This is a genomic window from Paenibacillus oryzisoli (genome assembly GCF_001653565.1).
In the GTDB taxonomy this organism is placed as follows: Bacteria; Bacillota; Bacilli; order Paenibacillales; family NBRC-103111; genus Paenibacillus_E; species Paenibacillus_E oryzisoli.
This window is the reverse complement of record NZ_LYPB01000091.1, coordinates 43,355-67,733: the sequence shown is the minus strand read 5'-3', so window position 1 is coordinate 67,733 and position 24,379 is coordinate 43,355. Positions and strand designations below refer to the sequence as shown.

20 protein-coding genes are annotated in these 24,379 nt (G+C 46.0%); 16 read left to right on the top strand and 4 right to left on the bottom strand.

Annotated elements, in window-relative coordinates:
- Window positions 1-5 precede the first annotated feature (5 nt).
- Entirely contained in the window at window positions 6-1,928 is a 1,923-nt protein-coding gene (locus A8708_RS30490; RefSeq protein ID WP_068670131.1) for a glycosyl hydrolase family 18 protein, read from the bottom strand.
- A gap of 176 nt (window positions 1,929-2,104) precedes the next feature.
- On the opposite strand from A8708_RS30490, the gene A8708_RS30485 reads away from it, so the two are divergent.
- The 8 genes from A8708_RS30485 to A8708_RS30450 all read left to right on the top strand — a co-directional run bounded on the left by A8708_RS30485 (window position 2,105) and on the right by A8708_RS30450 (window position 11,456).
- On the top strand, window positions 2,105-2,638 hold the full coding sequence (locus A8708_RS30485; RefSeq protein ID WP_068670129.1) for a DUF309 domain-containing protein: 534 nt from the start codon (window positions 2,105-2,107) through the stop codon (window positions 2,636-2,638).
- The gene (locus A8708_RS30480) at window positions 2,635-3,363 is read left to right on the top strand and encodes a response regulator transcription factor (protein WP_068670127.1); all 729 of its coding nucleotides are present in this window, start codon (window positions 2,635-2,637) and stop codon (window positions 3,361-3,363) included. Before A8708_RS30485 ends, A8708_RS30480 begins: the two co-directional genes overlap by 4 nt.
- The gene (locus A8708_RS30475; protein ID WP_068670125.1) at window positions 3,356-4,831 is read left to right on the top strand and encodes a sensor histidine kinase; all 1,476 of its coding nucleotides are present in this window, start codon (window positions 3,356-3,358) and stop codon (window positions 4,829-4,831) included. The genes A8708_RS30480 and A8708_RS30475 overlap by 8 nt, the downstream gene beginning before the upstream one ends.
- 75 nt (window positions 4,832-4,906) lie before the next feature.
- Window positions 4,907-5,518 carry a hypothetical protein gene (locus A8708_RS30470; protein ID WP_068670123.1) on the top strand — a complete coding sequence of 204 codons (612 nt, stop codon included), beginning with the start codon at window positions 4,907-4,909 and terminating at the stop codon, window positions 5,516-5,518.
- 76 nt (window positions 5,519-5,594) lie between these two features.
- The gene (locus A8708_RS30465; RefSeq protein ID WP_068670121.1) at window positions 5,595-7,352 is read left to right on the top strand and encodes an efflux RND transporter periplasmic adaptor subunit; all 1,758 of its coding nucleotides are present in this window, start codon (window positions 5,595-5,597) and stop codon (window positions 7,350-7,352) included.
- A 28-nt stretch (window positions 7,353-7,380) separates the two neighbouring features.
- A complete protein-coding gene (locus tag A8708_RS30460) occupies window positions 7,381-8,100 on the top strand; it encodes an ABC transporter ATP-binding protein (RefSeq protein WP_068670433.1) in 720 nt (239 codons plus the stop codon).
- A complete protein-coding gene (locus A8708_RS30455) occupies window positions 8,097-9,275 on the top strand; it encodes an ABC transporter permease (protein ID WP_068670119.1) in 1,179 nt (392 codons plus the stop codon). The genes A8708_RS30460 and A8708_RS30455 overlap by 4 nt, the downstream gene beginning before the upstream one ends.
- Before the next feature lie 27 nt (window positions 9,276-9,302).
- Window positions 9,303-11,456 carry a hypothetical protein gene (locus A8708_RS30450; protein WP_068670117.1) on the top strand — a complete coding sequence of 718 codons (2,154 nt, stop codon included), beginning with the start codon at window positions 9,303-9,305 and terminating at the stop codon, window positions 11,454-11,456.
- Between the two features lie 54 nt (window positions 11,457-11,510).
- On the opposite strand, the gene A8708_RS30445 is transcribed toward A8708_RS30450, so the two are convergent.
- Together A8708_RS30445 and A8708_RS30440 are read right to left on the bottom strand one after the other, a co-directional pair.
- Window positions 11,511-12,089, bottom strand: a complete 579-nt coding sequence (locus A8708_RS30445; RefSeq protein ID WP_068670115.1) for a beta-class carbonic anhydrase — start codon at window positions 12,087-12,089, stop codon at window positions 11,511-11,513.
- Window positions 12,090-12,140: 51 nt separating this feature from the next.
- The gene (locus A8708_RS30440; protein ID WP_068670114.1) at window positions 12,141-12,464 is read right to left on the bottom strand and encodes an iron-sulfur cluster biosynthesis family protein; all 324 of its coding nucleotides are present in this window, start codon (window positions 12,462-12,464) and stop codon (window positions 12,141-12,143) included.
- Window positions 12,465-12,688: 224 nt separating this feature from the next.
- Between A8708_RS30440 and A8708_RS30435 the strand changes: the two genes are divergently transcribed.
- Entirely contained in the window at window positions 12,689-14,209 is a 1,521-nt protein-coding gene (locus A8708_RS30435) for a carboxypeptidase M32 (RefSeq protein WP_068670113.1), read from the top strand.
- A gap of 98 nt (window positions 14,210-14,307) precedes the next feature.
- Here the strand turns inward: A8708_RS30435 and A8708_RS30430 are convergent, their stop codons facing one another.
- Window positions 14,308-14,760 (bottom strand): helix-turn-helix domain-containing protein, encoded by a 453-nt coding sequence (locus tag A8708_RS30430; RefSeq protein ID WP_068670111.1) that lies wholly within the window; start codon window positions 14,758-14,760, stop codon window positions 14,308-14,310.
- Between the two features lie 677 nt (window positions 14,761-15,437).
- Here A8708_RS30430 and A8708_RS30425 point away from each other — a divergent pair.
- From A8708_RS30425 to mutS, 7 genes are all read left to right on the top strand, one after another.
- Window positions 15,438-16,451: an ABC transporter substrate-binding protein gene (locus tag A8708_RS30425; protein WP_068670109.1), complete on the top strand. Its 1,014-nt coding sequence runs from the start codon at window positions 15,438-15,440 to the stop codon at window positions 16,449-16,451.
- A 55-nt stretch (window positions 16,452-16,506) separates the two neighbouring features.
- Window positions 16,507-17,280 (top strand): ABC transporter ATP-binding protein, encoded by a 774-nt coding sequence (locus tag A8708_RS30420; RefSeq protein ID WP_068670107.1) that lies wholly within the window; start codon window positions 16,507-16,509, stop codon window positions 17,278-17,280.
- Complete coding sequence (locus tag A8708_RS30415) at window positions 17,273-18,118, top strand: ABC transporter permease (protein WP_068670105.1); 846 nt, start codon at window positions 17,273-17,275, stop codon at window positions 18,116-18,118. Before A8708_RS30420 ends, A8708_RS30415 begins: the two co-directional genes overlap by 8 nt.
- A 77-nt stretch (window positions 18,119-18,195) precedes the next feature.
- Window positions 18,196-19,155 carry an aromatic acid exporter family protein gene (locus A8708_RS30410; RefSeq protein ID WP_068670103.1) on the top strand — a complete coding sequence of 320 codons (960 nt, stop codon included), beginning with the start codon at window positions 18,196-18,198 and terminating at the stop codon, window positions 19,153-19,155.
- 114 nt (window positions 19,156-19,269) lie between these two features.
- Window positions 19,270-19,839 (top strand): outer spore coat protein CotE, encoded by a 570-nt coding sequence (locus A8708_RS30405; RefSeq protein WP_068670101.1) that lies wholly within the window; start codon window positions 19,270-19,272, stop codon window positions 19,837-19,839.
- A 152-nt stretch (window positions 19,840-19,991) separates the two neighbouring features.
- Window positions 19,992-21,461, top strand: a complete 1,470-nt coding sequence (locus tag A8708_RS30400) for a putative amidoligase domain-containing protein (protein ID WP_068670099.1) — start codon at window positions 19,992-19,994, stop codon at window positions 21,459-21,461.
- 248 nt (window positions 21,462-21,709) lie between these two features.
- Window positions 21,710-24,349, top strand: a complete 2,640-nt coding sequence (mutS, locus tag A8708_RS30395) for a DNA mismatch repair protein MutS (protein ID WP_157265125.1) — start codon at window positions 21,710-21,712, stop codon at window positions 24,347-24,349.
- The last annotated feature ends 30 nt before the right edge of the window (window positions 24,350-24,379 follow it).

The following is a 24,379-nucleotide window of genomic DNA, read 5'->3' as shown; positions in this document are numbered from 1 at the left end:
TTCCCTTATTTCTTCTGCAACACAGCCTGCCACAAATCCGGTGTATCATAACCTAAGCGCCAAGCCGCGACACCCGCGATGTCATACTTTTTAGCGATATCCATACGTGCGGTGACGGTTGCTTGATTCTCCAGCCAGAACACGAAGGTGTAACCATTTTCTTGGTACTCGACCCGATATTGCCCGAATTCGTTATCCCATGTTTGAGTGGTTGATTTGGCAGCCATAAGTGCGGGAATATCTTTCATCAGCACGGTGCGATTCCCGACTAGGGCGCCTCTAGCGTCCAACTGCCATTCGCGTACATAATAAGGGATGCCCAGAATGATTTTATCGCGCGGTATACCGTAGGATAGGAATTCTTGCACACCGCCAGCGGCCCAAGGTATACCTGCAACTGAACCAGGTGAAGTGCTTCCTTTCCAGAACTGATCATAGGCCATGATCACCATATAATCGACAATGGCACCAAGCTTCTCATGATCAAAAGCGGAGAGATGATTCCATTTTACACTGCCGCGTGGCAAATCAATGGAAATGACTAGACCTTTCGCATGTGCAGCAGCTGTCAATTTGGAAATAAACGCTGTAAACGCATTGCGATCAGAACCTGCTAAGCTTTCGAAATCAACATTAATGCCTGGAACTCCCAATTGTACAGAGCGGTTAACCAAAGACGTAATGAACTTATCTTGTGCAGCACTGTTTGCAAGGAATTGGGTAGTTAAGGTAGAGCTGAATTGATTGCTTACTAATGGATATACCGTATACCCGCTTCTTTGCAGCCATTTGACCGTCTCAGCATTCGACGTATCCTTCAAATTACCAGCATTATCTGCCAACTCAAAATAGGAAGGAGAATCAACATCAAGTCCTACGGTATTTGAAACATGAGCTTTAATAACCTCTGCACCAGAACTGCCATTCCAGCCCCAGACTTGCAGCTTTTTGAAATTATCCCAGAGTGTACGATTTTCCAGTGTTTGAATCGAAGCATTACTGTACTGTTTCCCATAGGATAAAGCTTCCGGTAAAGTACGGAATTCACCAATCAGATTGGCGCTTTGATATACTTGATAGGAGGCATAGTTGTTCCAAATTTTACGGCCTTCTCGATAAATGGTGCTATGACCCCATAATTTTGCATAACTAATGGCCTCATCAATGGATGTGAATTCCTGTAGAAAAGCATCATTCTGGAACACTTTATAGGTCTTAAGATTGCTGTAAACGGTTTGTTTAGTATTCCGATTAACGACAGTGGAATTTCCCCATTTGAGCGCTTCAAGAATCGCATCCTCTAAGGAAGCAAACCCCCAATTAGGAGCTGTGAACGTTCCTTGATAAACATCATAAACGAGACTGCCTGCACGATTGGCCTCTTTAACGGCTTGCGGGATGTTATCCCATACCCATCCGTTTGAGTTCAAATCGATAATGTGCGCATTTCCCCACTTTTTGGCTTCTGCAATCGCGTCAGTAAGACTCGTAAACTTCCACGCATCTTGCGTTATTTCATTTTGATAGAGTTGATAACGTGCATAATTGTTCCACGCCCAACCCGTGGACTGTAAGTCCCGCACACTTGCGTTGGTCCATTTCTTAGCCTCGACAATGGCTTCATTCAATGTGGCGAATTGCCATTCGGGCAAGGTAATATCTTGCTGATAAACCTGATAACGTGGCAGATTGCTCCAAACCCATGTACGCGTGCCTATTTCTTCTACGTGACTGTTGGTAAACCATTTGGCATAGGCTTCTGCCTGCGCATATGAGGCAAATTCCATAAGTACTTGATTGTACTGGTAGACGCGGTATTTGGTTGTTTTGTCTATGCTGGAAGGACCATTGCTTGCTGCAAGAACTGTGGAAGGTATTGTTATTGAGAGAAGTAACGTGCTGCTAAGTAACCATTTCCCGATTTTCATTCATTCGCCTCTTTCTACTAAGCTACTCTATTGGACGCATGAAATAGTAGATTGGTTGCGCTTCCGACTACTTGGAAGTTCATGGATGAATTCGTGAAATTGGACGCTGACCCCACTTTTTAGTAACATGAGAGATAATGGTTTACCGTGATGAACTTAAGGTGAGGGGAAGACTAATGACGCAATATCCAGAGGCATACACCGATTATTTATGTTATTTTCACGGAGCGCGGGATTATTTTGAATGTCATGAAGTAATGGAAGAATATTGGAAAGAGCATCCCAAAGATCCAGCTCGATTAACGTATGTTGGACTTATTCAAATCGCTGTAGGGATGTATCATAGCCGAAGAGGGAATTATGCGGGTGCTGTGAAAATGCTGCAAAGTGCAGCGAAGAACCTCCAAGCGGAAGATGTTCGCACTTTGGGGTTAGATGATGTAGAGCTTCAGGCAAGAATTGCGCAGGCATGGCAAATGATCGGAACCCAGAATTACCAATATGTAGATATGAATTTACCTATTTCTGATCCCGAGTTGTTGCATTTGTGTTTAGAATTATGTCAGATGAAAGGGTGGAACTGGCAAACGCCAAGTCCGATGACAGATGAGATGATTATTCATAAGCACACGCGAAGAGATCGGTCTTTGGTAATTGAAGAGAGAGCCAGACAACATGTTATGCGAAAGGATTTAGGTGATAACCGATGAGTTCGGAAGGTAAAATTCTAGTCGTTGAAGATGAATCCAATATTTCTGAGGTTGTTAAGTTATATCTGGAGCATTCGAATTATGAAGCCATTCAATTATTTCGCGGCGGTAACGTGTTGAAGACCATCATAAATGAGCGACCGAGCTTGGTGCTGCTCGACATTATGCTGCCTGATATTTCAGGCTACGAGCTGTGTGAACAAATTCGCAAAATGGATGCTCCCTATCATCATACGCCAATTATTTTCTTAACTGCGAAAGGTGAGTCCTTGGATAAGTTGAGAGGTTTTAATCTGGGTGTAGACGATTATTTGGTGAAACCATTTGACCCCAACGAGCTCATTGCGCGAATTAAGGCCGTACTTCGGAGAACGATGCAACCGCCTGCGGAGATGTCTGGACCGCTTAGCTCACCTCGTAAATGGTTGGAAATGGGCAATATTATGATCGATTTAGAGCAGTATCGTGTGACGGTTGGCGGCAATCGGATTGAATTAACGCCTAAGGAGATTGAACTCTTGTTTTTCTTAATGAGCAATCCCGGCCGCGTGTTTACACGGGAAGATTTGCTGGGATATGTGTGGAATTTTGATTTTACGGGAGGCACTCGTACCGTAGATGCCCACGTGAAGAATCTAAGGAAGAAGTTAGGCCAGCATGAGACATGGAATATTCAAACCCTGTGGGGGATTGGGTACTCATTCGAGGTTGTTCAGCATGTTTAAGCGTTGGGTCATGGGGAAATACAATAGTTTATATATCAAAATTTTCCTCTCTTTTCTCGCGACCTGTGTGCTTTTTTTTATCGGGCTTTTTGTGTTTTGGAATTCGTATTTCACTGATCTTTTTTACAAGGATAAAATCGAGCTTCTCCAAAAAAGAAATACTGAAATTACCGGCTTGTTGAACTCTGTCCAAGACGGCACGATTTCGACCCGTGAGTTGAAGTATACCGTTCGTATTTTGGCGAGAAGCATTAACGGGCAAGTTTGGCTTGTGGATGAGAATGGCAGTATTGCGAACGGTTCATCGGATAGTGAAGGAAGAGCCATCCCCAAGCAGATGGACACGTTATATATTGATGGTTTACATGGTCGTACAGGGCATAGCATGTTAAGTCTGGATACGCCGGATGGAAAACGAAATATATTCGCGTATTATGCACCGTATGTATTAAACGAACAGCCGATGGTCATCATTCTCCATTTTCCAGCTGGTGATATTCGTGAGGTGATCTCTGCGGTACGTCTAAACCTCTGGCTGCCCCTGTTATTTTCACTCATCGCGGTTGGCATCATCTTGTTTGTTCTGTCACGTAAACTTGCAGGCCCCCTGCAACAGATGAATCGCGCGGCGATTGAACTAGCTCATGGAGATTTTCAGACGCGTGTTCCTGTTAATTCACAAGATGAAGTTGGGCAGCTGGCTAGAAGTTTTAATTTTATGGTGGAGAAATTGGAGGAGTGGGAAGAGACGAGGCAAGAATTTCTCGCTAATGTCTCCCATGAGCTCAGATCACCTTTGACATCCTTGCGTGGATTCATCATTGCTATGAATGATCGTATTATTCCACAAGAGAAATACCCGCATTATTTACATATTTGCGATCAAGAAGTACAGCGTTTGCAACGACTTGTAACGGATCTTCTTGATCTTGCTCAGATTCAAAATGGGGTGGATGTATTTCGATTACGTCCTGTTGGTATGATTGAACTCGTAGAAGATTCACTTGAACTATTGAAGCCTGCGATTGCTGAGAAACATATTTCACTGCATCTCATTCTGCCTGATGACCATGCGGATGGTTGTTTCGTGCAGCTAGATCCAGATCGATTTGCTCAAATCATTCGCAATTTAATGTACAACTCGTTGAAATTCACCCCCGAAGGGGGCACTTTAACGGTAGCGTTAGAAGAATATGCGAAAGAAGTCCATCTGTATATTAGAGATACGGGTTCTGGCATGACTGAATCCGAATTATCACGTATTTGGGATCGCTTCTATAAAGCAGATGAGGCGAGAACATCCGATTCGGATGCCATTTCGGGAACAGGATTAGGCCTTACTATTGTGAAACATTTGGTTACAGGGATGAAAGGAACGATCAGGGCTCGCTCCCGGATTGGGGAAGGCACGGAGTTTCATATCATATTTCCAAGGAATTATGAAAAGTTCACAAAAACGTCACAATAGTATCATACTTCATACACAATTATCGCCTATCCTGTTGCTGATGGATAGGTTTTTTTTGTGGAGGTGTTATGTTGGTTGAGCAGTAGTGCACGCAATCGTTTACTGTGTGTAATCCTCACGACCTTCTTGCTAGTCGGTTGTACCAGACAGAGTATTGGACAAGATGGCCCCTCTGTTACCGTGAACCCGGCTATGCCTGTTTCCGGCCAAGTTTCGCAAGAGCTTCCCACACCGGAGGATGTACAGAATGTAACCGAACAGCGACTAGTTATGCTATTTCAAGGGTTAATCGTGATGGATCGACAACCGTTATTAGCATTGACTGGAGAGCAATCTCGATCCATTTTGCCCATCGTTCACAAATGTGAAGAAGAAGGCAGCATTGATGAATCCGAACGAAAAGCAGTCATCCTAGTGTTAACAAATGAGCAGAGAGCTTATCTGGACGAACAATCGAAGCTATTGAAACAGCGTATCGCAGAAAGAGTGAAAGCTCACAGGGACGCGTTAACGGCGGTGGAGAGGGAGCGATTTGTAAACGCTTTCGAAAAAAGGAGGAAGTTAGAGCAACGGGTTGAAGCTGGTGTGTCAGAGCAAGGAAACAATGGAGTCCTAACTCAGGAACCACGAGGGATGGGGACCAGTGTGGAACGGCAATTAATTGAATTGCTCGTATCTAAGTTATAAAGATCTGAAAGACGTTATCGGGAACCGAGAACGCAACCTTTCTAAGGTGGAACAATGCTAAGGGGGAAGTAACAGAATGAAATTTTTTCGCAGTAAATGGTTCATTTTGATTGTGGCAGTTCTCGTTTGTGCTGGTGGTTCCTATGTGTATCTAACGAAAGGGAAGAAAACGAAAGCGGCAGATGCGAAAGAAGTTACGGTTGATGTCAAAAAAGGGAACATTCGCTCCTCTGTTTCGGGAACAGCTCAATTCGAGCCGAAGGATACCCAAACGATTTCATCTACAGAAAATGCTCTCATAAAATCAATTAACCTGACTCGTAATCAAACGGTTAAAGCGGGAGATGTTCTGATCGAGTTGACAAGCTCCAACTTGGAAAACGATCTTCAAGATGCCAAAACGACTTATGAGCAATTGGAGAAGGATTTGAAAACGAAGGAGCAACAAAGAGGAATAACTGGTGTTTCTGCACCTATTAGCGGGAAATTAACGTACGCCAATATTGATGTTGGCGCAACGATTAATAAATCGACGAAAATCGCTACGATTGGCGATGTAAGTACCCTAACAGTAACCTTGCCATTTTTTGTGGAGGATGCTGCACAACTACATAAAGGCGATACCATTGACATAACGGTTGATAGCTTCATGATCACCAAAACAGGAACGATAGCAGCCATTTCCAAAGATCCGAAATCGGATGGTAAGGGTGGTAAGTTAGTCGATATCGATATTCAAATTAAGAACGACAATTCCATGGATGCTGGTTTAAATGCAATGGGTTCTGCGACGATTGGTGGACGCACGGTTGATTCGCAAGGGAAAGCAGCACTTCAGTATGTGCAGGTTGCTACAATCCTTGCAGGTACGACAGGCAGTATCTCTACATTACCTTTCAAAACAGGTGTCATTGTACACCAAGGTGATCTCCTTGCTTCTTTCCTGAATGATACCTTGGACGATGATATCACGACGGCGCAAGCTGCGCTTGAGCGTCAGAAGTTGAAAGTGGATGCAGCGCAAGATCGCGTAACCGCGTTGAAGATTCTTGCACCTTTCGACGGTGTATTTTCAACGGATTTTGTGAACAAGAAAGTGGATATTCTAAGCAACTTCCGACCTGGAACGAGGGTTACAAGCGGTACGCAATTCGGTACTGTGGCGAGTTTTGCCAAAATGCAGCTTCCTGTCCAAGTGGATGAGCTAGACTTGCCTAATATTAAAGTTGGCATGAAGGCGGAAATTAAGGTGGACTCTTTCCCTGGACGCAACTTCCCAGCAGAAGTGACACAAGTTTCAACGGTTGGAACGACAACGAACGGAGTAACGTTCTATGATGTTATCTTAGCCACAGAAAACAAGGATAACGTGTTGAAATATGGGATGACGGCAACGGGTGAGATCCTGATTCAAGATAAGAAAGATGTTTTATATATCCCGCCAGAAGCGCTGCAGTTGCAACGTGGCAAACGTGTTGTAACCGTGAAGAAGGCAGATGGAACATCGGAACCGGAACATGAAGTGAAAATCGGTATACGCTCAACAACACAAATTGAGATTACGGAAGGTCTTAAGGAAGGCGATAAGGTCGTATTGCCTGCTGCTGTAAGAAGACAGCAAAATTTAAGTACAGACGAGATCAATCGCTTAAGACAGCAATTCCAGCAAGGCGGCGGTGCCGGTGGAGCAGGAGGCTTTGGCGGTGGTGGAGCAGGTGGCTTCCAGCAAGGTGGAGCAGGTGGTGCTGGCGGAGCAGCAGGTGGTAATGCTGGAGGCGGTAATGCACAGCGTACTACCACAGGTGGTGGTAATGCCGGTGGCGGTAACAGATAAGGCTGCCCTGAAAGGAGTTATTGCTTTGATGAATATCATTGAACTGAAAGATATAACGAAAACGTATAGGCGTGGTGAAGAGGATCTTCCCATCCTGCGTAACATATCCTTATCTGTTGCCGAAGGTGATTTCGTTGCCATTATCGGACCCAGTGGATCTGGGAAATCGACACTGATGAATACGATCGGCTTGTTGGATGTGCCAACATCAGGCAGCTACACGCTAGACGGCGTCGTAACGGAGCGTATGAGTGATAATGAGTTGGCAGAGCTTCGAAATCAGAAGATAGGCTTCATTTTCCAACAATTCAACCTGCTTCCCAGGTTAACTGCGATGGAGAACGTTGAGCTCCCGATGATCTATGCTGGTATTTCGAAGAAAGAGCGTAAGGAACGTGCGAATGCGATGTTGAAAATGCTTGGGATGGGTGAACGAGGTCATCATCGGCCAAGTGAGTTATCTGGCGGACAGCAGCAACGGGTAGCCATTGCACGTGCATTGGCGATCTCCCCCTCTCTCATTTTGGCCGATGAGCCCACGGGGGCTTTGGACTCACGTACGGGTGAGGAAGTATTGGAACTTATCCTTCAGCTCAACGCACAGGGCAATACCATCGTGCTCATTACGCATGATCATCATATCGCTGACAATGCGAAAAGAGTCGTTGCGCTCCGTGACGGAATAATCGTGGATGATTATCGGAATGACATGAAGAAAGCTCTCTTGCAGCAAGAGGTGAGTGTATGAAGGTAAGTGAACTGATCCGGATGTCGCTTCGGACGATCATTTCGAGTCCGATGCGCACGTTTCTGACCATGCTTGGGGTGATTATTGGCGTAAGCTCAGTTGTTACTCTCGTTTCCATCGGTCAAGGAACTTCCGAAGCGATTGCGAAGCAATATGAGAACATGGGAACGAATCTGCTCGTCGTAACGGCGACGGGGAACGGGCGAGCGACACAGCTCAGTTATGATGATTTGATGAATTTCGAGAATTTCCCGGAATTTAAATCCATTGCACCAACAATGTCCAAGAATGGTTCGAATGTCAAATATGATCGCACGCAGGAAAAGTATAACGTACTTGGAACGAATGATCGCTATTTCGACATTATCAAAGCAACAATCGACAAAGGTCGAAATTTGTCGCCGACAGACCTTGAATTCCGTTCGAATGTCGCTATATTGGGTAGCGAAGTCACAAAGAAGTTCTTTGGAACACTTAACCCAGTGGGGGAAAACATCAACATTGATGGCGTTGTTTTCAACATCATCGGGACACTGAAAGAGAAGGGCTCCAACATTGGCGGAGCTTCTGTTGATAGCTCTGTTATCGTACCGCTTGAATCGGCTAGACGCCAATTCAAGTTGGGGCAAATACGAACGACGTATGTCGAAGCGCCTACGAAGGACGATATTTATACGGCGCAAGAGACGATGAAGCAGTACTTAACGTATAAGTTCAAAAGCGATACCGGTTTTGTACTAACGAATCAGGACGAACTGTTGAAAGCACGGACTGAAGCAACGAATACCCTTACGAATCAATTAGTGGCAGTTGCTTTGATTTCCTTGCTTGTCGGCGGAATCGGCATCATGAATATTATGTTAGTGACGGTAAGCGAACGAACACGTGAAATTGGGATTCGCAAATCTATTGGCGCTAAGCGTCGCAATATTTTGCTGCAATTCCTGGTGGAAGCCGTTGTGATCAGTGGAATGGGCGGATTAATTGGACTTCTCCTCGGGATCGGATTCTCGTATGCCTTGCCTTATTTTAGTCCGAAGCAAGCGACCAGCCTTTCCTTTGATGTTGGCCTGTATTCATTCTTATTCTCGGTATTAGTCGGTGTGATTTTCGGTCTATATCCGGCTAACAAAGCATCTAAACTGCGTCCGATTGACGCTTTGCGTTCTGACTAAATGTAGTAATTACAAGGAGGACTCCCAGTGATCCAACAACGTAAGATGAAACGACTGCTCAGCCGTTCCGCTTTACTGCTAACTGCTGCAAGCTTCTTAACACTTCCTATGGCAACATCAGCTTTCGCTGGCAAGGAGGGCGTATTTCTTAGTGACTCCGTCTATTTTACGCTAGATAAAGTATCGTTATCTGTGGGCGCCGAAGATGGTTCGCTTCGCTTCTCATTAGGTTTGAACAATAACAGTAATGCCATCGTCGATTTCAATAACTATGGTGTAAAAGTCATTGATACGAATGGTATTACGTATACAGCGAAACTAAACGAGAAGGTTGTCGCACGTGTGAAGGCAGGAGAGACGGGGACGTTTAAATTCACGTCAGAAATTCCGAATAATTTAACACCTTCCGATTTGAAAGTTGATATTTTCCGATGGAATAATAACTCGACATCAGATATCGGTGCGCTTTCTGTCGAATCTGCGATGGTCGAATCAGGTCAGACTTTGGAACAACAAGCCGTTATTAATTTGAAAGAGATCGATACGACGCTTGCTGAAGAAACGTTAGTTACTGCTAAACTCGGACAAAGCTACAAAGTATACAAGGATGGCGTGTGGATGGTATACACCGATCTAATACTGTCCAATGAAAGTAACGCTAGCGTGAAGCTGCCTGAAGGACTAGAACTCAACTTTCAAGATAGTAAAGGACTGACGTACGGTGCTCAATTTGTTGCAAGCGTAGGTGCCTTACTTCCTGATCAACCTGTCACAGTGACGCTTCAAGCAGCTGTACCTGCTTCACTGGATACGAATAAATTATCATTGTTGTTCTCGCCTAAAGGAAAAGTGAAAACAGCGCTTCTTGGTACGCTAAATGCAGCCAAAACGTTCTCAGTAGCTCGTCTTGGGGACAAAGTTACTTACCCGAACAAGGATGATAGCGGTGCATTGAATGGGCTAGTTATGTCCACTACATGGGCAGCAGCCATTCAGCAAACGGATGGATTACATGTACAAGCGAATGTGACACTAACGAACACGAGTGATGGCATTGTTTCAGTTCCTGCCTTGACCGGTGAATTCCAGGCGAGTCGTAGTAATGTTGGCGTAACTTCGAGTGATAATGCTGTTCGTTCTGCCTATTTATCTCCGAATGAGTCGACAACGTTTCATTTCCAAGGTATCATTCCTGCCTCGCTGAATGCTGAAGCCTTACAACTGGTGGTACTAGAGAAACAAGGCACGACAGCGTCAACAACAACTGGGACAGGTACGGGATCAAGTTCTGGATCTGGTACAGGGGCTGCTGGCAACAACTCGGATACTCCGAAGCAAGGGACATCCTTGCCCGTCGCAGTGACTTCACTTGCAGGTGCAGGCGTTGCTGGTGAAGCGACAACGTATGCTGCCGCGCAAGCATATAAGATTGGAGATCCATTTAAGCTAGCTGCTACGAATAGTATGGATTCGAATATGGATATGTCACTTGTTGAGCTTGGGATGAGTGTAAACACAGACTTCGGATATAAGACCGTTGTTGCGAAATATAAATTAACGAATAAAAGTACGACAACATTGGCTTTGCCTGATTTCCAAACCGAACTGACGAATGAAGAGGGCTACACCTATACAGGAGTTCGTCAAACCAATGTGGCCAAAAATATTGCACCAAACACAAGCTATGTGTTGAATTACTCTTACATGGTACCTGACACTGAGGATGCAGATAAACTTGCACTCAATCTGTATGACACGAATCGTTTGGCTATGGGGTCCTATAAAACCGAAGTGCAGCCAATCCCAGCAACGGGACCTATCTCTGTGTATCCATTTACAATCGACTTCGATGATTACTCACTTAGTGCTACCTACAACAAAGATAATTCCTATAGCTATCGACTGCGATTAGATCTAGATGTACAGCGACAAGCACAAGTCATCACGGATGCGAATTTCTCTTCGCTTGTGTTTGAGGTGGTGGATACGGAAGGACGCCTGCTGAGCTCCAAACCAATGACCTTTACGGGTCAGCAACGTATATTGTCCGGCGTTCAGTTCCTGGAATTTAACAATATTAGGTCTGAGCAAATTACTTCAGACTCGTATTTCAATATTTATGAGGTCATTACCACGCCAAATGGTGAAGCGAAACGCTTGATTCGTACGATTAGACCATAAGGGTTGCAAATAAAAAAGAGTAGATCCAGGAAGTAATTGGATCTACTCTTTTTATTATTCAAGCTCTGATTCAAGGGGATATGCCGAATCGATAAGATCTATGCGACCTGTTTCTGGGTCGATAATCATGCCGTGCACTGGTAAATTTTTGGGAAGTAAAGGATGATTCCGAATGATATTAACACTTTTCTCGATGCCCTCGCGCACATGCTCGAAACCAGTGAGCCAGCGTTTAAGATCAATGCCAGCATGTCCCAATGTTTCAATGACATCGTCAGAGATTCCTCTACTTTTTGCGTTGGCAATGACTGTTTCCGAGTTAAGACCTGTCATGCCGCAATCATAGTGCCCAATGACGAATACTTCATCCGCTTCCAGTTGATAGACAGCGACGATAATACTGCGCATTAGACTACCGAAGGGGTGAGAGATAATAGCACCGGCATTTTTCAGAATTTTGGCATCCCCGTTATGTAGATTCATGGCCTTAGGGAGTAATTCAACTAACCGCGTATCCATACATGTGACAACGACCATTTTCTTGTCCGGAAACTTCGTGGTTAGAAATTCTTGATATTGCTTCGTTTCTACGAAATCCTTGTTGTAGCTCATAATCTCATTGACTAAAGACATGGTATTCCCTCCAAGTAAGTTGATGTGCTGCATGTCTATGTTTGTGCAGCTTTATCGTTTATCGACTAAGCTCATACCCGCATTGTAAATCTGATTATTACTCTTCAGTATATAGGATTTATTGCCTTCGTGGAAGTCGATTTTCATATTGTCCTCGAAAAAAATCTCATCCTTGGCTTTATATATCAAAGGAATCGAATCGGTTACAGCGGAGGTATCATCTCCTTGAGCCTCTGAAACTAGCCACAAGGTGGGTACGCCATTCACGGAGCAGCCGCATCCTTCGGTATCAAAAACGAGCTTAAGCAACGTGTTATCGGTTTCTAACCACGGCGTTAATCGCTGCTTTGCAGTATCGGTAAATGTAATGTTCATAGGTCATCTCCTCACATAGTTGCTGATCATCCAGAATGTCAAATCAAGACTACCCTTTATTCTACCACAATCCCTTTGGAATTTGATTCTAACCTTAGTTGGAAGTATGATAATTATGAAACATTTGGAGCGATTGCTTCCGATGCTGGTTTTTCTATCGAAAAACTTTAAGTGATGCTTACGATGTTAGTTTTCTATCGAAAACTTTAAGGAGATGAACACACATGAGTGTTGGTGTTGTAAATGCCAAGTTGGCATCGTTCAAAGCTTATGTTCGTAAAATGAAGCAGTACGAAGAGGCGATCTCTTTGATCTATTGGGACATGCGGACGGGTGCTCCTAAAAAAGGGATCGAAACGCGTTCGGAGGTTGTCGGTGAGCTTTCCACCGAAGTATTTCGCATGTCTACGTCAGATGAGATGGGCGACTATGTGACATTCTTCATGCAGCCAGCTGAACTGGAGCAATTGGATCCCATTTCCCGCAAAATGGTGCAGGAATGCAAAAAAGAATATGATCGTAGCAAAAAAATTCCGGCTGACAAATATCAAGCCTATGTCGTGTTAACCTCACAAGCGGAGTCAGCATGGGAAGGTGCGAAACATAATTCAGATTGGGCTTCTTTTCAGCCATATTTGGAGAAAATCGTGGCAACTACGCAGGAGTTTATTGAACTGTGGGGCTATGAGGGGCATAAATATAACACATTGCTGGATATGTACGAACCAGGGATGACGGTTGACAAACTAGACGAGGTATTCGGTACGTTACGGGAAAAAGCAGTTCCGCTGCTTCAGCGAATTGCGGCTTCGCCGAATCAGCCGAATCGTTCGTTCTTAGATCAACAATTCGATATCGGCAAGCAGAAGCAATTCTCCCTTTCTATTTTGAAACAAATGCAATATGACTTTGAAGCGGGTCGCTTGGATGAAACAGTTCACCCATTCGCAACTGCTTTGAATCCAGGCGATGTGCGGATTACGACGCGTTACTTACCGAATGACATCACATCGGCATTGTTCGGAACGATCCATGAAGGTGGACACGCACTGTATGAGCAAAATATTTCTACTGACCTTGTCGGTACCAACTTATGCTCAGGTACCTCCATGGGCATTCACGAGTCGCAGTCCCGCTTCTGGGAAAATGTCATTGGCCGCAGCAAACAGTTCTGGGATCGCTATTACAGTGAACTTCAGACGACTTTTGCCGGGCAAATTGATGAAGTTGGGGTAAACGATTTCTATCGTGCGATTAACCACATTGAGCCTTCCTTGATTCGAATTGAAGCGGATGAGCTTACGTACAACCTACATATCATGATTCGTTATGAACTGGAAAAAGCATTATTCAGCGGCACACTTGCTGTGGCAGACTTACCTGCGGCATGGAATGCGAAATACGAGGAATATTTGGGAGTTACACCACCAAACGACGGTGAAGGCGTCCTGCAGGATGTGCACTGGTCTGGCGGTGCATTCGGTTATTTCCCATCGTATGCGCTTGGCAATATGTACGCGGCGCAATTCACGAACACCCTTCGCAAGGAGCTGCTGAACTTTGATAGCCTCATTGCCGAAGGAAACCTAGCACCAATTAAAGAGTGGTTAACGGAGAAAGTGTACCAGCACGGTAAACTGTTATCTCCGAACGAAATCATTCAACAAGTAACAGGTGAGCCGTTGAATCCGGCGTATTTGGTGGCGTATCTGGAAGAGAAATACTCGCAGGTTTACGGAATTTAATCATTTCGGAGCTCTATCGTAAGACCTATAACGCGTGAGATTGAACAGCTTTTTCCGACGAGGTTTCGTGGGGGAGCTGTTTTTTTGTTGTCGTTTGATTAGTCTTGTTTATATTTTTCTTTCATCATACCGGAGCCGATTCCCCCGACAACCATGAGAATCAAAGAACCGAAGTTCCAAAAGAAGGACCCGCCGTACAAGGTAATATCGAGCGTCGTCACTTTGTTAAGAACGAGGACAACGAGTTTGATCACTAACACTACAAGGCCTATTGAAACGAGTACATCAAATAGAAACTTCATTCTCGGGTAAGCCAATTGCTTGCTTGTTTTGATCACAGTTTTTGTCAACTCCTCGTCACTCTTTAGTAACTCATCGATCGTTATCCCAAATAGATCACTTATTTTAATTATGATTTCAATACTTGGGTAGTTTTGACCATTCTCCCATTTCGAAACCGATTGCCGGCTAACAAACAACTTCTCGGCCAATTCTTCTTGTGACCAACCCTGCTTCGTTCTTTCCGATTTTAACTTTTCCCCAAAGACCATAGCAGCAACTGCCTTTCTGCAATTTATAAGCCTATATTGGATCAAATACCTGCCGAAGTAAAGATCGCTATGGTTGCGCGGCCCCGCAACCTCACGTTGCGATCCATTTTAAGCTTGTAACGGGGGGGGCGTCACTCTAACGAATATGCATGTTGTGCACCCACTATCACGCTCCACGCACTTTCAAGTTCGAATCAGAACCCAACCCAGTGCTCAACAACGCCAAGGGCCAGTCACCAGTCACCTCCAAGCTCCCCATACCACCAAGCAAACGTCAAAGTTGCAAATAAGCATCTTTTTGTAGCTTCAACAGGCGGTTTGAGCGAAATTGATACAAATAGGCACTTATTTTTGCAAATATAACCATTTTAGATGGTATTGTTGGAAAATAGTTGCACTTTTGCACTTATTTCAATTTGACCCTCACAAAAGTAGGAAAAGGTGGCACTTTTGCACTTTAGCCGCAGGAGAGGGGAACTTCACCAATGAAACTCTCCGATTAGCTATCCTTGCAGGTATCAACCCCAACAAATCTTCGTGCATAGACACAAAAACTTCAGCTTTTTCGTCACAAAATCCAAATTTTATAACCACCACTAGCTTTTCTAGTAGAACCATTAACCGACGTCTGGGCACTTGCATAGGATACATTACATTTCAAATCGGAGGGACGTCCTATGAACAATCGGAAAAGATGGGGATTCACATTATCCGTCGTTCTGCTCTTAAGCTTAATCGCTTCAGCGTGTGGAACGAAGACGGAGGAAACAACCAAGGTGCGCATTGGTGAGGTAACGCGTTCCTTGTTCTATGCGCCACAGTATGTCGCGTTATCACAGGGATTTTTCAAAGAGGAAGGTCTCGATGTAGAGTTGACTACAACTCCTGGTGGGGACAAAACGATGACGGCGCTGCTCTCGAATGCGATTGATGTCGCGCTTGTAGGTTCAGAAACGTCAATCTATGTGTCTCAGCAAGGATCGGATGATCCTGTTATCAATTTTGCCCAATTGACCCAAACAGACGGTACCTTTCTTGTTGCTCGAACAAAAGTAGATAAGCTGGACTGGAATGCACTCAAAGGGAAAGTGTTCCTAGGACAAAGAAAAGGTGGCATGCCGCAAATGGCTGGCGAGTTCACGCTGAAGAAGCACAATATCGATCCACAGAAGGATTTGCAGTTGATACAGAATATTGATTTTGCCAATATCGTATCGGCATATGCTTCAGGAACTGGTGAGTATGTACAGCTATTTGAACCGCAAGCATCGATCATTGAGAAAGAGGGCAAGGGCTATGTGCTTGCATCTTTCGGTGTAGAGAGCGGGCAGCTGCCGTATACCGTGTTTATGTCGAAGCAAAGTTTCATCAAAGCCAACCCGGCTACGATTCAGAAGTTCACAAACGCGGTTCAACGCGCACAGCTCTGGGTTGCCGCGAAAAGTGTGGATGAAATTACAGAGGCGGTATTGCCGTATTTTAAAGATATCGATGTTGCGATTGTGAAAAGTGTTGTAAAACGTTACAAGGATCAAGGCTCCTTCGCAACGGATGGCATTGTGGACGAGAAAGAATGGAATAACTTGCTTGACGTGATGACTTCTGCTGGTGAATTGAAAGAGAAAGTGGCATGGAGCAAACTAGTGAACAATTCTTTCGCAGAAAAAGCGAAATCAACCGTAAAGAAATAAACGTATTGGCTATAGGTGCTTACCCATGATGAAGATAAGAGGAGGTTAGGGTACCATGGACAGGGCTGTGCATGTTGGAGATGTCACACAGGTTTATGTAACAGAGGAGCGGGCAACGCTTGCCCTGCAAGGAATATCATTTGACATTGCGAATGGTGAGTTCGTCAGTCTGATTGGACCTAGCGGTTGTGGCAAAACAACCCTCTTATCCATCATTGCGGGGCTACTTCCACCAACGTTAGGCGAGGTTACTGTGGCAGGGCAATACGTTGAGGGACCCTCGTCCAAAGTGGGTTACATGCTGCAGCAGGACTACTTATTCCCTTGGCGGACGATTGAAGCGAATGCATGTATGGGATTGGAAATCGCAGGTACTCTGACGAAAGAGAAGAAGCAGGGGGCGCTTCATTTGTTGGAGGAAATGGGTCTGCTCGCATTCAAAGATTATTATCCTGCACAATTGTCGGGAGGCATGCGTCAGCGAGTTGCCCTTGTACGAACGTTGGCAACCGAACCTGAGCTGCTTCTATTAGATGAGCCTTTCTCGGCATTGGATTACCAAACGAAGCTGCAATTAGAAGATTTGGTAGTAGAGACGCTGCGTGCCAAGAAGAAAACAGCGATTCTCGTCACACATGATATTTCAGAAGCAATTGCGATGAGTGATCGGATTATCGTGCTGGCTCCGAATCCAGGTCGAATTCGCAAAACCTTCCAGATGACTGAGGCAGTAAAGGCTGCTGTGCCATTCCAAGCGAGGGAATTGCCCGAATTTCATGTGCTATTTCGACAAATCTGGCAGGAGTTCGGAGGTGTGCAGCATGATTAATCGCGATGATCCCCCGTACATCCCATCCAGCCGATCTGATGAGCAATTAAAGCTGGACGTACACCAGCGGTTTTTGAAGGCGAGGAAGAGAGAGACGAAGTGGGTCCGACTCCTTCAAGCGGTTATCTTGATCGTGTTTTTATCGCTATGGGAACTGGCGGCACGTTTGAAATGGATTGATGTCTTACTTTTTAGCTATCCGACCAAAGTATTCGCGCTCTTGTGGGAGAAATTACTCGACGGGACACTCCTTCCACATGTTGCGGTTACCGTAGAAGAGACGATTATTGGATTTTTCTTGGGAACGATTCTGGGAACGGCACTAGCGGTAGTTATTTGGTGGTCGCCATTTCTATCGCGTGTGCTGGATCCCTACATTGTCGTGCTGAATAGTATGCCGAAGGTTGCTCTTGGACCTTTATTTATTGTTGGATTTGGTCCTGGTTTGCTTTCCATTATCGCAACAACCCTGTCCATCACGGTCATTATTACGACGCTTGTTGTTTATGGCAGCTTCAAGGAAGTTGATCATAACTATGTTAAAGTCGTGAAATTATTTGGAGGCAATCAGCGTAAAGTATTTCTCAAGGCGATTCTGCCATCCTCGTTTCCTGCAATTGTCTCTACGCTGAAAGTCAATGTAGGCTTGGCCTGGATCGGCGTCATTGTTGGCGAATTTCTAGTGTCCCAGAAGGGGCTGGGGTACTTAATTATATATGGCTTTCAAGTCTTTAATTTCACCTTAGTGATATCTACCCTATTCGTAATCGCAATCGTTGCAACGGTGATGTATCAGCTTGTAGCCAAATTAGAGAAGAAATTAACGAAGCATCGGTAATTAGGAAAGGCTTGCCATAACACTATGCAAAATGAAATAATGAGCCCATAGCAAAACCTGTAAAGAGGTGAAATACTATGGGCTTTCGTGTGCTCAAAACGGCGGTTGCGGTCATTATCGCTATGTATCTGGCGTATATTTTTGGCATTCACACGCCTGGAGCAGCGGGGCTTCTTGCCATCCTGGGCATTGAAGTGACGAAGAAGAAAGGCATCCAGAGTGCCTTGCACCGTATCGCGGCATCCATTCTGGCATTACTCATCGGTTCGGTCTTATTTAACCTTCTTGGGTTCCATATATGGGTCGTTAGTTTATTTATTCTACTTGTATTTCCAGTTCTTGTTCGACTGCGAATTACGGAGGGTGCTGTAACCGGTGCAGTTGTGATGCTGCATCTATATGCATATGAGTCCGCGGACTGGGCATCCGTTCTCAATGAACTAATTTTGCTCGTGATTGGCTTGGGTTCAGCGACAGTGATCAATATTGCCTATATGCCTAAGGCTGATGCCGGACTAATGGCGCACAAGAAACAAATCGAGCGATTATTTTCTGACATATTTGTCAACATTGCCAAGCATCTACGGGATAATACAGTGATTTGGGATGGTAAAGAGCTTCTTGAAGTCAGTGAAGAAATTGAACGCGGAGCGAGCTTGGCCAAACGGTCGATGGACAACACCTTGTTATTTGGCTGGGATCCCTATTGGCGAGTTTATTTCTTCATGAGAGGCGAGCAGCTTGATTCCATCCATCGCATGATTGATCTCGTAGCTGGCGTGTATCAGACACTGCCCCAAGGAGAACTAGTCGCTGCGATCTTCGAAGATATTAGCCAAACTGTGAAGGAAGACTATTATACAGGGGAAGCAGAGAAAGAATTACAAGAGCTGAATGCCCGTTATAAGGGGATGCCTCTGCCAGAGAGTCGGGAAGAATTCGAAGTGAGATCAGCGATTTTACAGCTTAACAGAGAGTTAATGCAGTACTTAGCGATTGCCAAAAAGCAAAAAAAGCACCGTCCAGAAGCGGGTTGACTCTGACAGATATCCATATTTTTAAATGCTAAAAATAATATAAAATAATTGTCACTCTAGACTACTGTCCTGCATACACTTGTAATGAATGATTGTATGGAGGAGGTTGAAAGGATGTCATTAGATAAAGATTTGCAATGCAGAGAGATCATTACAAAGGCTGTCTGCGGTAAAGGGCGCAAATTTTCTCATGTAAGTCATACCGTGACTCCGCCTTATTCTCCAACCAGTATTTTGGGCGCTTGGATTATTAATAACCAATTCGAGGCTGTCCATTCATCTGGAGAGGGCGTAGAGGTAGTTGGTACTTATGATATCAACATCTGGTATTCTTACGATCGTAACACCAAAACAGACGTAGCAAAAGAAACCGTATCGTATGTAGAAATCGTTGGACTAAGCTACTTGGACAAAAAACATAAGTCGACGACAGCCGAAGTCTCCGCTGTCGCCACGCAAGAGCCCAACTGTGTAGAGGCTAGTATCTCTTCAAGCGGCGACGGCGTCATTATTCGGGTGGAACGCGAGTTTCAAGTTGAGCTCATTGCCGAAACAAAAGTCTGCGTAGTCGTTTGCAGTGGCGGCTGCAATGACTTCGACGACAAGCACGTGGATTTCGATGACAGTGGCGATGGTGATTTTGAGGATCTGGACGCCGATCTGCTCGAAGATGAATTGGATTAGGGGATCTTATACGCCATTATATGCGGGCTAAAGAGGTTCGGCAGAGGGCATTTGCCCTCTTTTTTGTTGTATTCGCACAATTGGGCATTGCCTATGCATGAAGCGCGGTCAGCGTCAATGACAGTGTGAATAGGTGATCGGGAGGTGTAAGCATGGAAACCTTCTTCCTGCACGCACAGGAGAAAGATGCACGGGAGTTAGCTGAACGAATCCATATTCCGAGTGGGAGCAGGCTCCCCGAGAATTGGCAGGGGCGGATGATTATTCATTGGGGTGCCGCACATGATGAATATCCGAACCAACTGGCTCTGCAGCCCATTAAAGCCATCATACGCGCGCAGAATCGAAAGAAGCGGGACGATTTGTTACAGCTGCACGGTTTGAAAACGATCGCGACACAGGCAGCCAACGCTCGAGGGAAAAAGGAATCTGTCCTTTTTACCCATAAATACAAAGTAGCCCTGTTTCATCTGCAAACCCTTCTTATATATGAGAAAAAGGAGACCGTTCTGCTTTCAGAGAAATCCTTACAGCATCAAAGACAAGGAAATGAGAATGCTCCTTACATAGAGGTAGGACCTGGTCAAATCAATTTCCACGCTCGCAGGGCAAGTCGTGAATCCGTCAAAGCGATCTATGCACTTGGCTTGGATTATGGCCTCGTGACCATCGGCATCACACCAACGGGGCATACGCTCGTGCTTGACGTCGATCCCGTTCCGAAGCTGAACGGGAGAATGGCGCAGCTCTTCGCGCAAGCGATGGATCTCTACGATCAATCGCTTGCGAAAGAGCTGGAACGCAAAGAGCGAGCGATGCTCGGCTGCGATCCCGAGTTCCTGCTCGTTAACCCGCAGGGCAAGGTCGTCTTCGCCGACCGCTTCCTAACCCGCGATGGCGCTGTTGGCAGCGACGCCATCGTACTGAGCGGCCATCGCGTGATTCTGCCGCTGGCTGAGCTGCGCCCGCAGCCTAGCGTGGACCCGCTTCAGCTCGTGAAGAACGTGCGGGTAACCATGGGGCTCGCCGCACGCAAGATCACAGACCAGAGCCTCGCCTGGTGCTCAGGCGGCATGCCCGTGCGCGGCTATCCGCTAGGCGGCCACCTGCATTTTAGCCGCTGCTGGATGAATGGGCATCTGCTGCGTGCGCTGGATAATTATCTCGCGCTACCGCTGATCTTGATCGAGGACGAATCCACACGTGGTCGGCGCCCCCGATATGGGTATCTGGGAGACTTCCGTAAGAAGTCGCATGGAGGGTTTGAATACCGGACATTACCAAGTTGGCTGGCTTCTCCAGTCATCACGCGAGGCGTATTCGCGTTAGCGGCGCTTATCGTGAATAACTATTGGCTGTTAACCCAGAAGCCACTGCAAGAACCAGATATCCAAGCAGCGTATTACAACGGTGATAAACGAAGGCTTCAAAGTGAAGTAGCACAGCTTTGGAAGGACTTAGAGCAACTTAAGGGGTATGAGCTCCATGCTGGCATATTGGAAGGTCTTCGTTCTCAAATTACCTCGATGTCGTCCTGGGACGAAAAGGCGGATATTCGGCTTACTTGGAAAATTGCACCCGGGGTGCGGAAAGAAGCTTTTGAGGAAGGAATCATGTTATAATGGATTATCTATCTTATCATAGAGTTAGTGAAGTTTAAGAGATGATTAGTAGTTGGAAATCGTGTTGACAAAGTATGAAATGTGAAGGCTGTACACGAATTTCGTTGTTCTGCTTGTTAGAAGCCACTAGGGCACGCTGCAAGCAGAATGACTTCTATTACACTGATATTGGATGAAAAAAAGAATGATAGTTTCATAGAGTTCACGACTATCACTACTCATTACGGAATAGGTTGGAGGAACACAAGTTGGCTACATATACGCCGATGATTCAGCAGTACTTAGCCGTGAAGGCACAGGTTCCAGATGCATTTTTATTTTTTCGTCTCGGCGATTTCTATGAGATGTTCTTTGAAGATGCGATCAATGCTTCACGTGAATTAGAGATTACTCTAACAGGCCGTGAAGGTGGCAGTGAAGAGAAAATTCCGATGTGTGGTGTCCCTCATCACGCGGCGGAAAATTATATGTCCCGTTTGATTGAAAAAGGGTACAAAGTTGCCATCTGTGAACAGGTGGAAGATCCTGCTGAGGCCAAGGGTGTAGTACGCCGTGAAATTGTGCGGATCGTAACACCAGGGACCGTGATGGACAGCAAACTGCTAGGTGAATCCGTCAATAACTATATCGTGTCTTTGGTCAACCAAGCGGATGGCTATGCATTTACAGCCTGTGATATTTCGACAGGTGAGCTCTATACAACGCAGTTAGCTAATTCCTGGGAACTCGTCGTCGATGAGTTGAATGTTTATAATCCTTCTGAAATTGTGACCAATCAAGCGTTGCTAACAACAATTCGCGAGTCCGGTGCTGCATGGGGCCGCAATATGGTGCTAACGGAGTGGACAACAGCGGATGAAACCCTGTTAGATGAGCATTTTGCAGAAGACACTGCCCTATCGAACTTATCTAGCATCAGTCGGCAAGGTGTCGCTTCGTTGCTTGCTTATTTGAAAGAAACTCAAAAAAGAGCGTTAACGCACGTGAAGCACATTCGTATCTATGAACCCGATCAATTTATGACCATGGATCCATTTACACGTCGTAATTTGGAACTAGTTGAAACCGTTCGTGAGCGTGCCAAAAAAGGGTCGTTATTGTGGCTTTTGGACAAAACGGTAACGGCCATGGGCGCGCGTATGCTGCGCCGATGGATCGAGAAGCCGCTGATGAACGTAGCTCGGATTGAGGAACGATTGGAAGCCGTAAATTTACTCTACAATCAATTGATTGTGCGCGAAGATGTGAAGCAAGCCCTGAAGGAAGTCTATGATTTGGAGCGTTTGGTTGCTCGTATCTCGTATGGCAATGCCAATGCCCGCGATATGATTGCGCTGAAGCACTCCTTGCAGCAAGTTCCGATGCTTCAGCAGTTATGTGCGGCATCTGGGTCCGAAACGCTGCGCAAACTCGTTGAAAATATGGACGTTTGTGATGACGTGATGTCTTGGATTGCTGGTGCTATTGAGGATGAGCCGCCGGTTTCCATTCGTGACGGTGGAATGATCCGCGAAGGATACCAGCCTTACCTGGATCAGCTTCGTGAAGCTAGCAAGAACGGGAAACAGTGGATTGCCGAGCTGGAGCGCCAAGAACGTGAAGCAACGGGCATTAAGTCACTCAAAATCGGCTACAACAAAGTATTTGGTTACTTTATCGAAGTGACCAAAGCCAACATGTCCGCCCTGCAAGAGGGGCGCTATGAGCGCAAGCAGACGCTTGCGAATGCAGAGCGCTATGTGACGCCAGAGCTCAAAGAGAAAGAAGCGCTCATTCTGGAAGCGCAGGATAAAATGATTGATCTGGAGTATGAGCTATTCACGGAGCTGCGCGACCGGATCTCGAAACATATCTCCAGATTGCAGAAACTGGCGGAAGTCATTGCTACCGCCGATGTGTATCAATCGCTGGCGGCGGTCTCCGCGGCGCATCACTTCCGCAAGCCGGAGATCGGCGAAGGCTTCGATCTTGCGATTGAAGACGGCCGACACCCCGTGGTGGAGGCTGTCATTCAAGACGGCTCGTTCATCGCGAATGGGACGAGCCTGCTGCAAGAACAGGGCCGCATACTACTCATAACCGGGCCGAATATGGCCGGGAAGAGTACGTATATGCGGCAAGTCGCCGTGATCTGCCTCATGGCGCAGATCGGCTGCTTCGTGCCTGCGAGAAGCGCACGTATTCCCGTCACGGACCGGATCTTCACGCGGATTGGTGCTGCCGATGATCTGATCGGCGGTCAGAGTACATTCATGGTCGAGATGATGGACATTCAGGTCATGACGGAGAAAGCGACGAATCGGAGTCTTGTCATTATTGACGAGCTGGGCCGTGGTACTTCGACAGGGGAAGGCATGGCGATCGCTCAGGCGGTCATTGAATTCCTTCACGATCGGATTGGCTGCAAGACGCTCGTCTCGACGCATTTCCATGAGCTCGCCCATTTGGAAGAGAGCCTTGCCCATCTGCGCAATCACTGCATGGCCGTCAAAGAAAGCGGCAGGCAGGTAACCTTCCTGCGCAAGCTCATCCCTGGAGCAGCCAGCACGAGTTACGGCATCTATTGTGCCGAAATCGCCGGGTTGCCTGACGCGATCATTCAGCGTTCGTATGCGTTGCTGAATGGCTTTGAAGAGCGTGCTGCTGCGGCAGCTGTCCCGCAAGCCGCTGCGACGGCTGCGGTTGCCACAGTTGCAGCCACTTCGGCAGCACCCATCCGCCAGCTGTCCCTCTTCGAAGAGGACAGCTCAGCTGAAGTTGCCGTCAAGAAGAAGCCTGACAGCAAATCCCAAGGCGTGCTTGACCAGTTGAAGGGGATTGATCTCATCAATATGACGCCACTTCAAGCGCTTAATTTAGTCTATGAATGGAAGCAGAAGCTGCAATAAACGAAGATGGCCTAATGCAATTATTTTAAG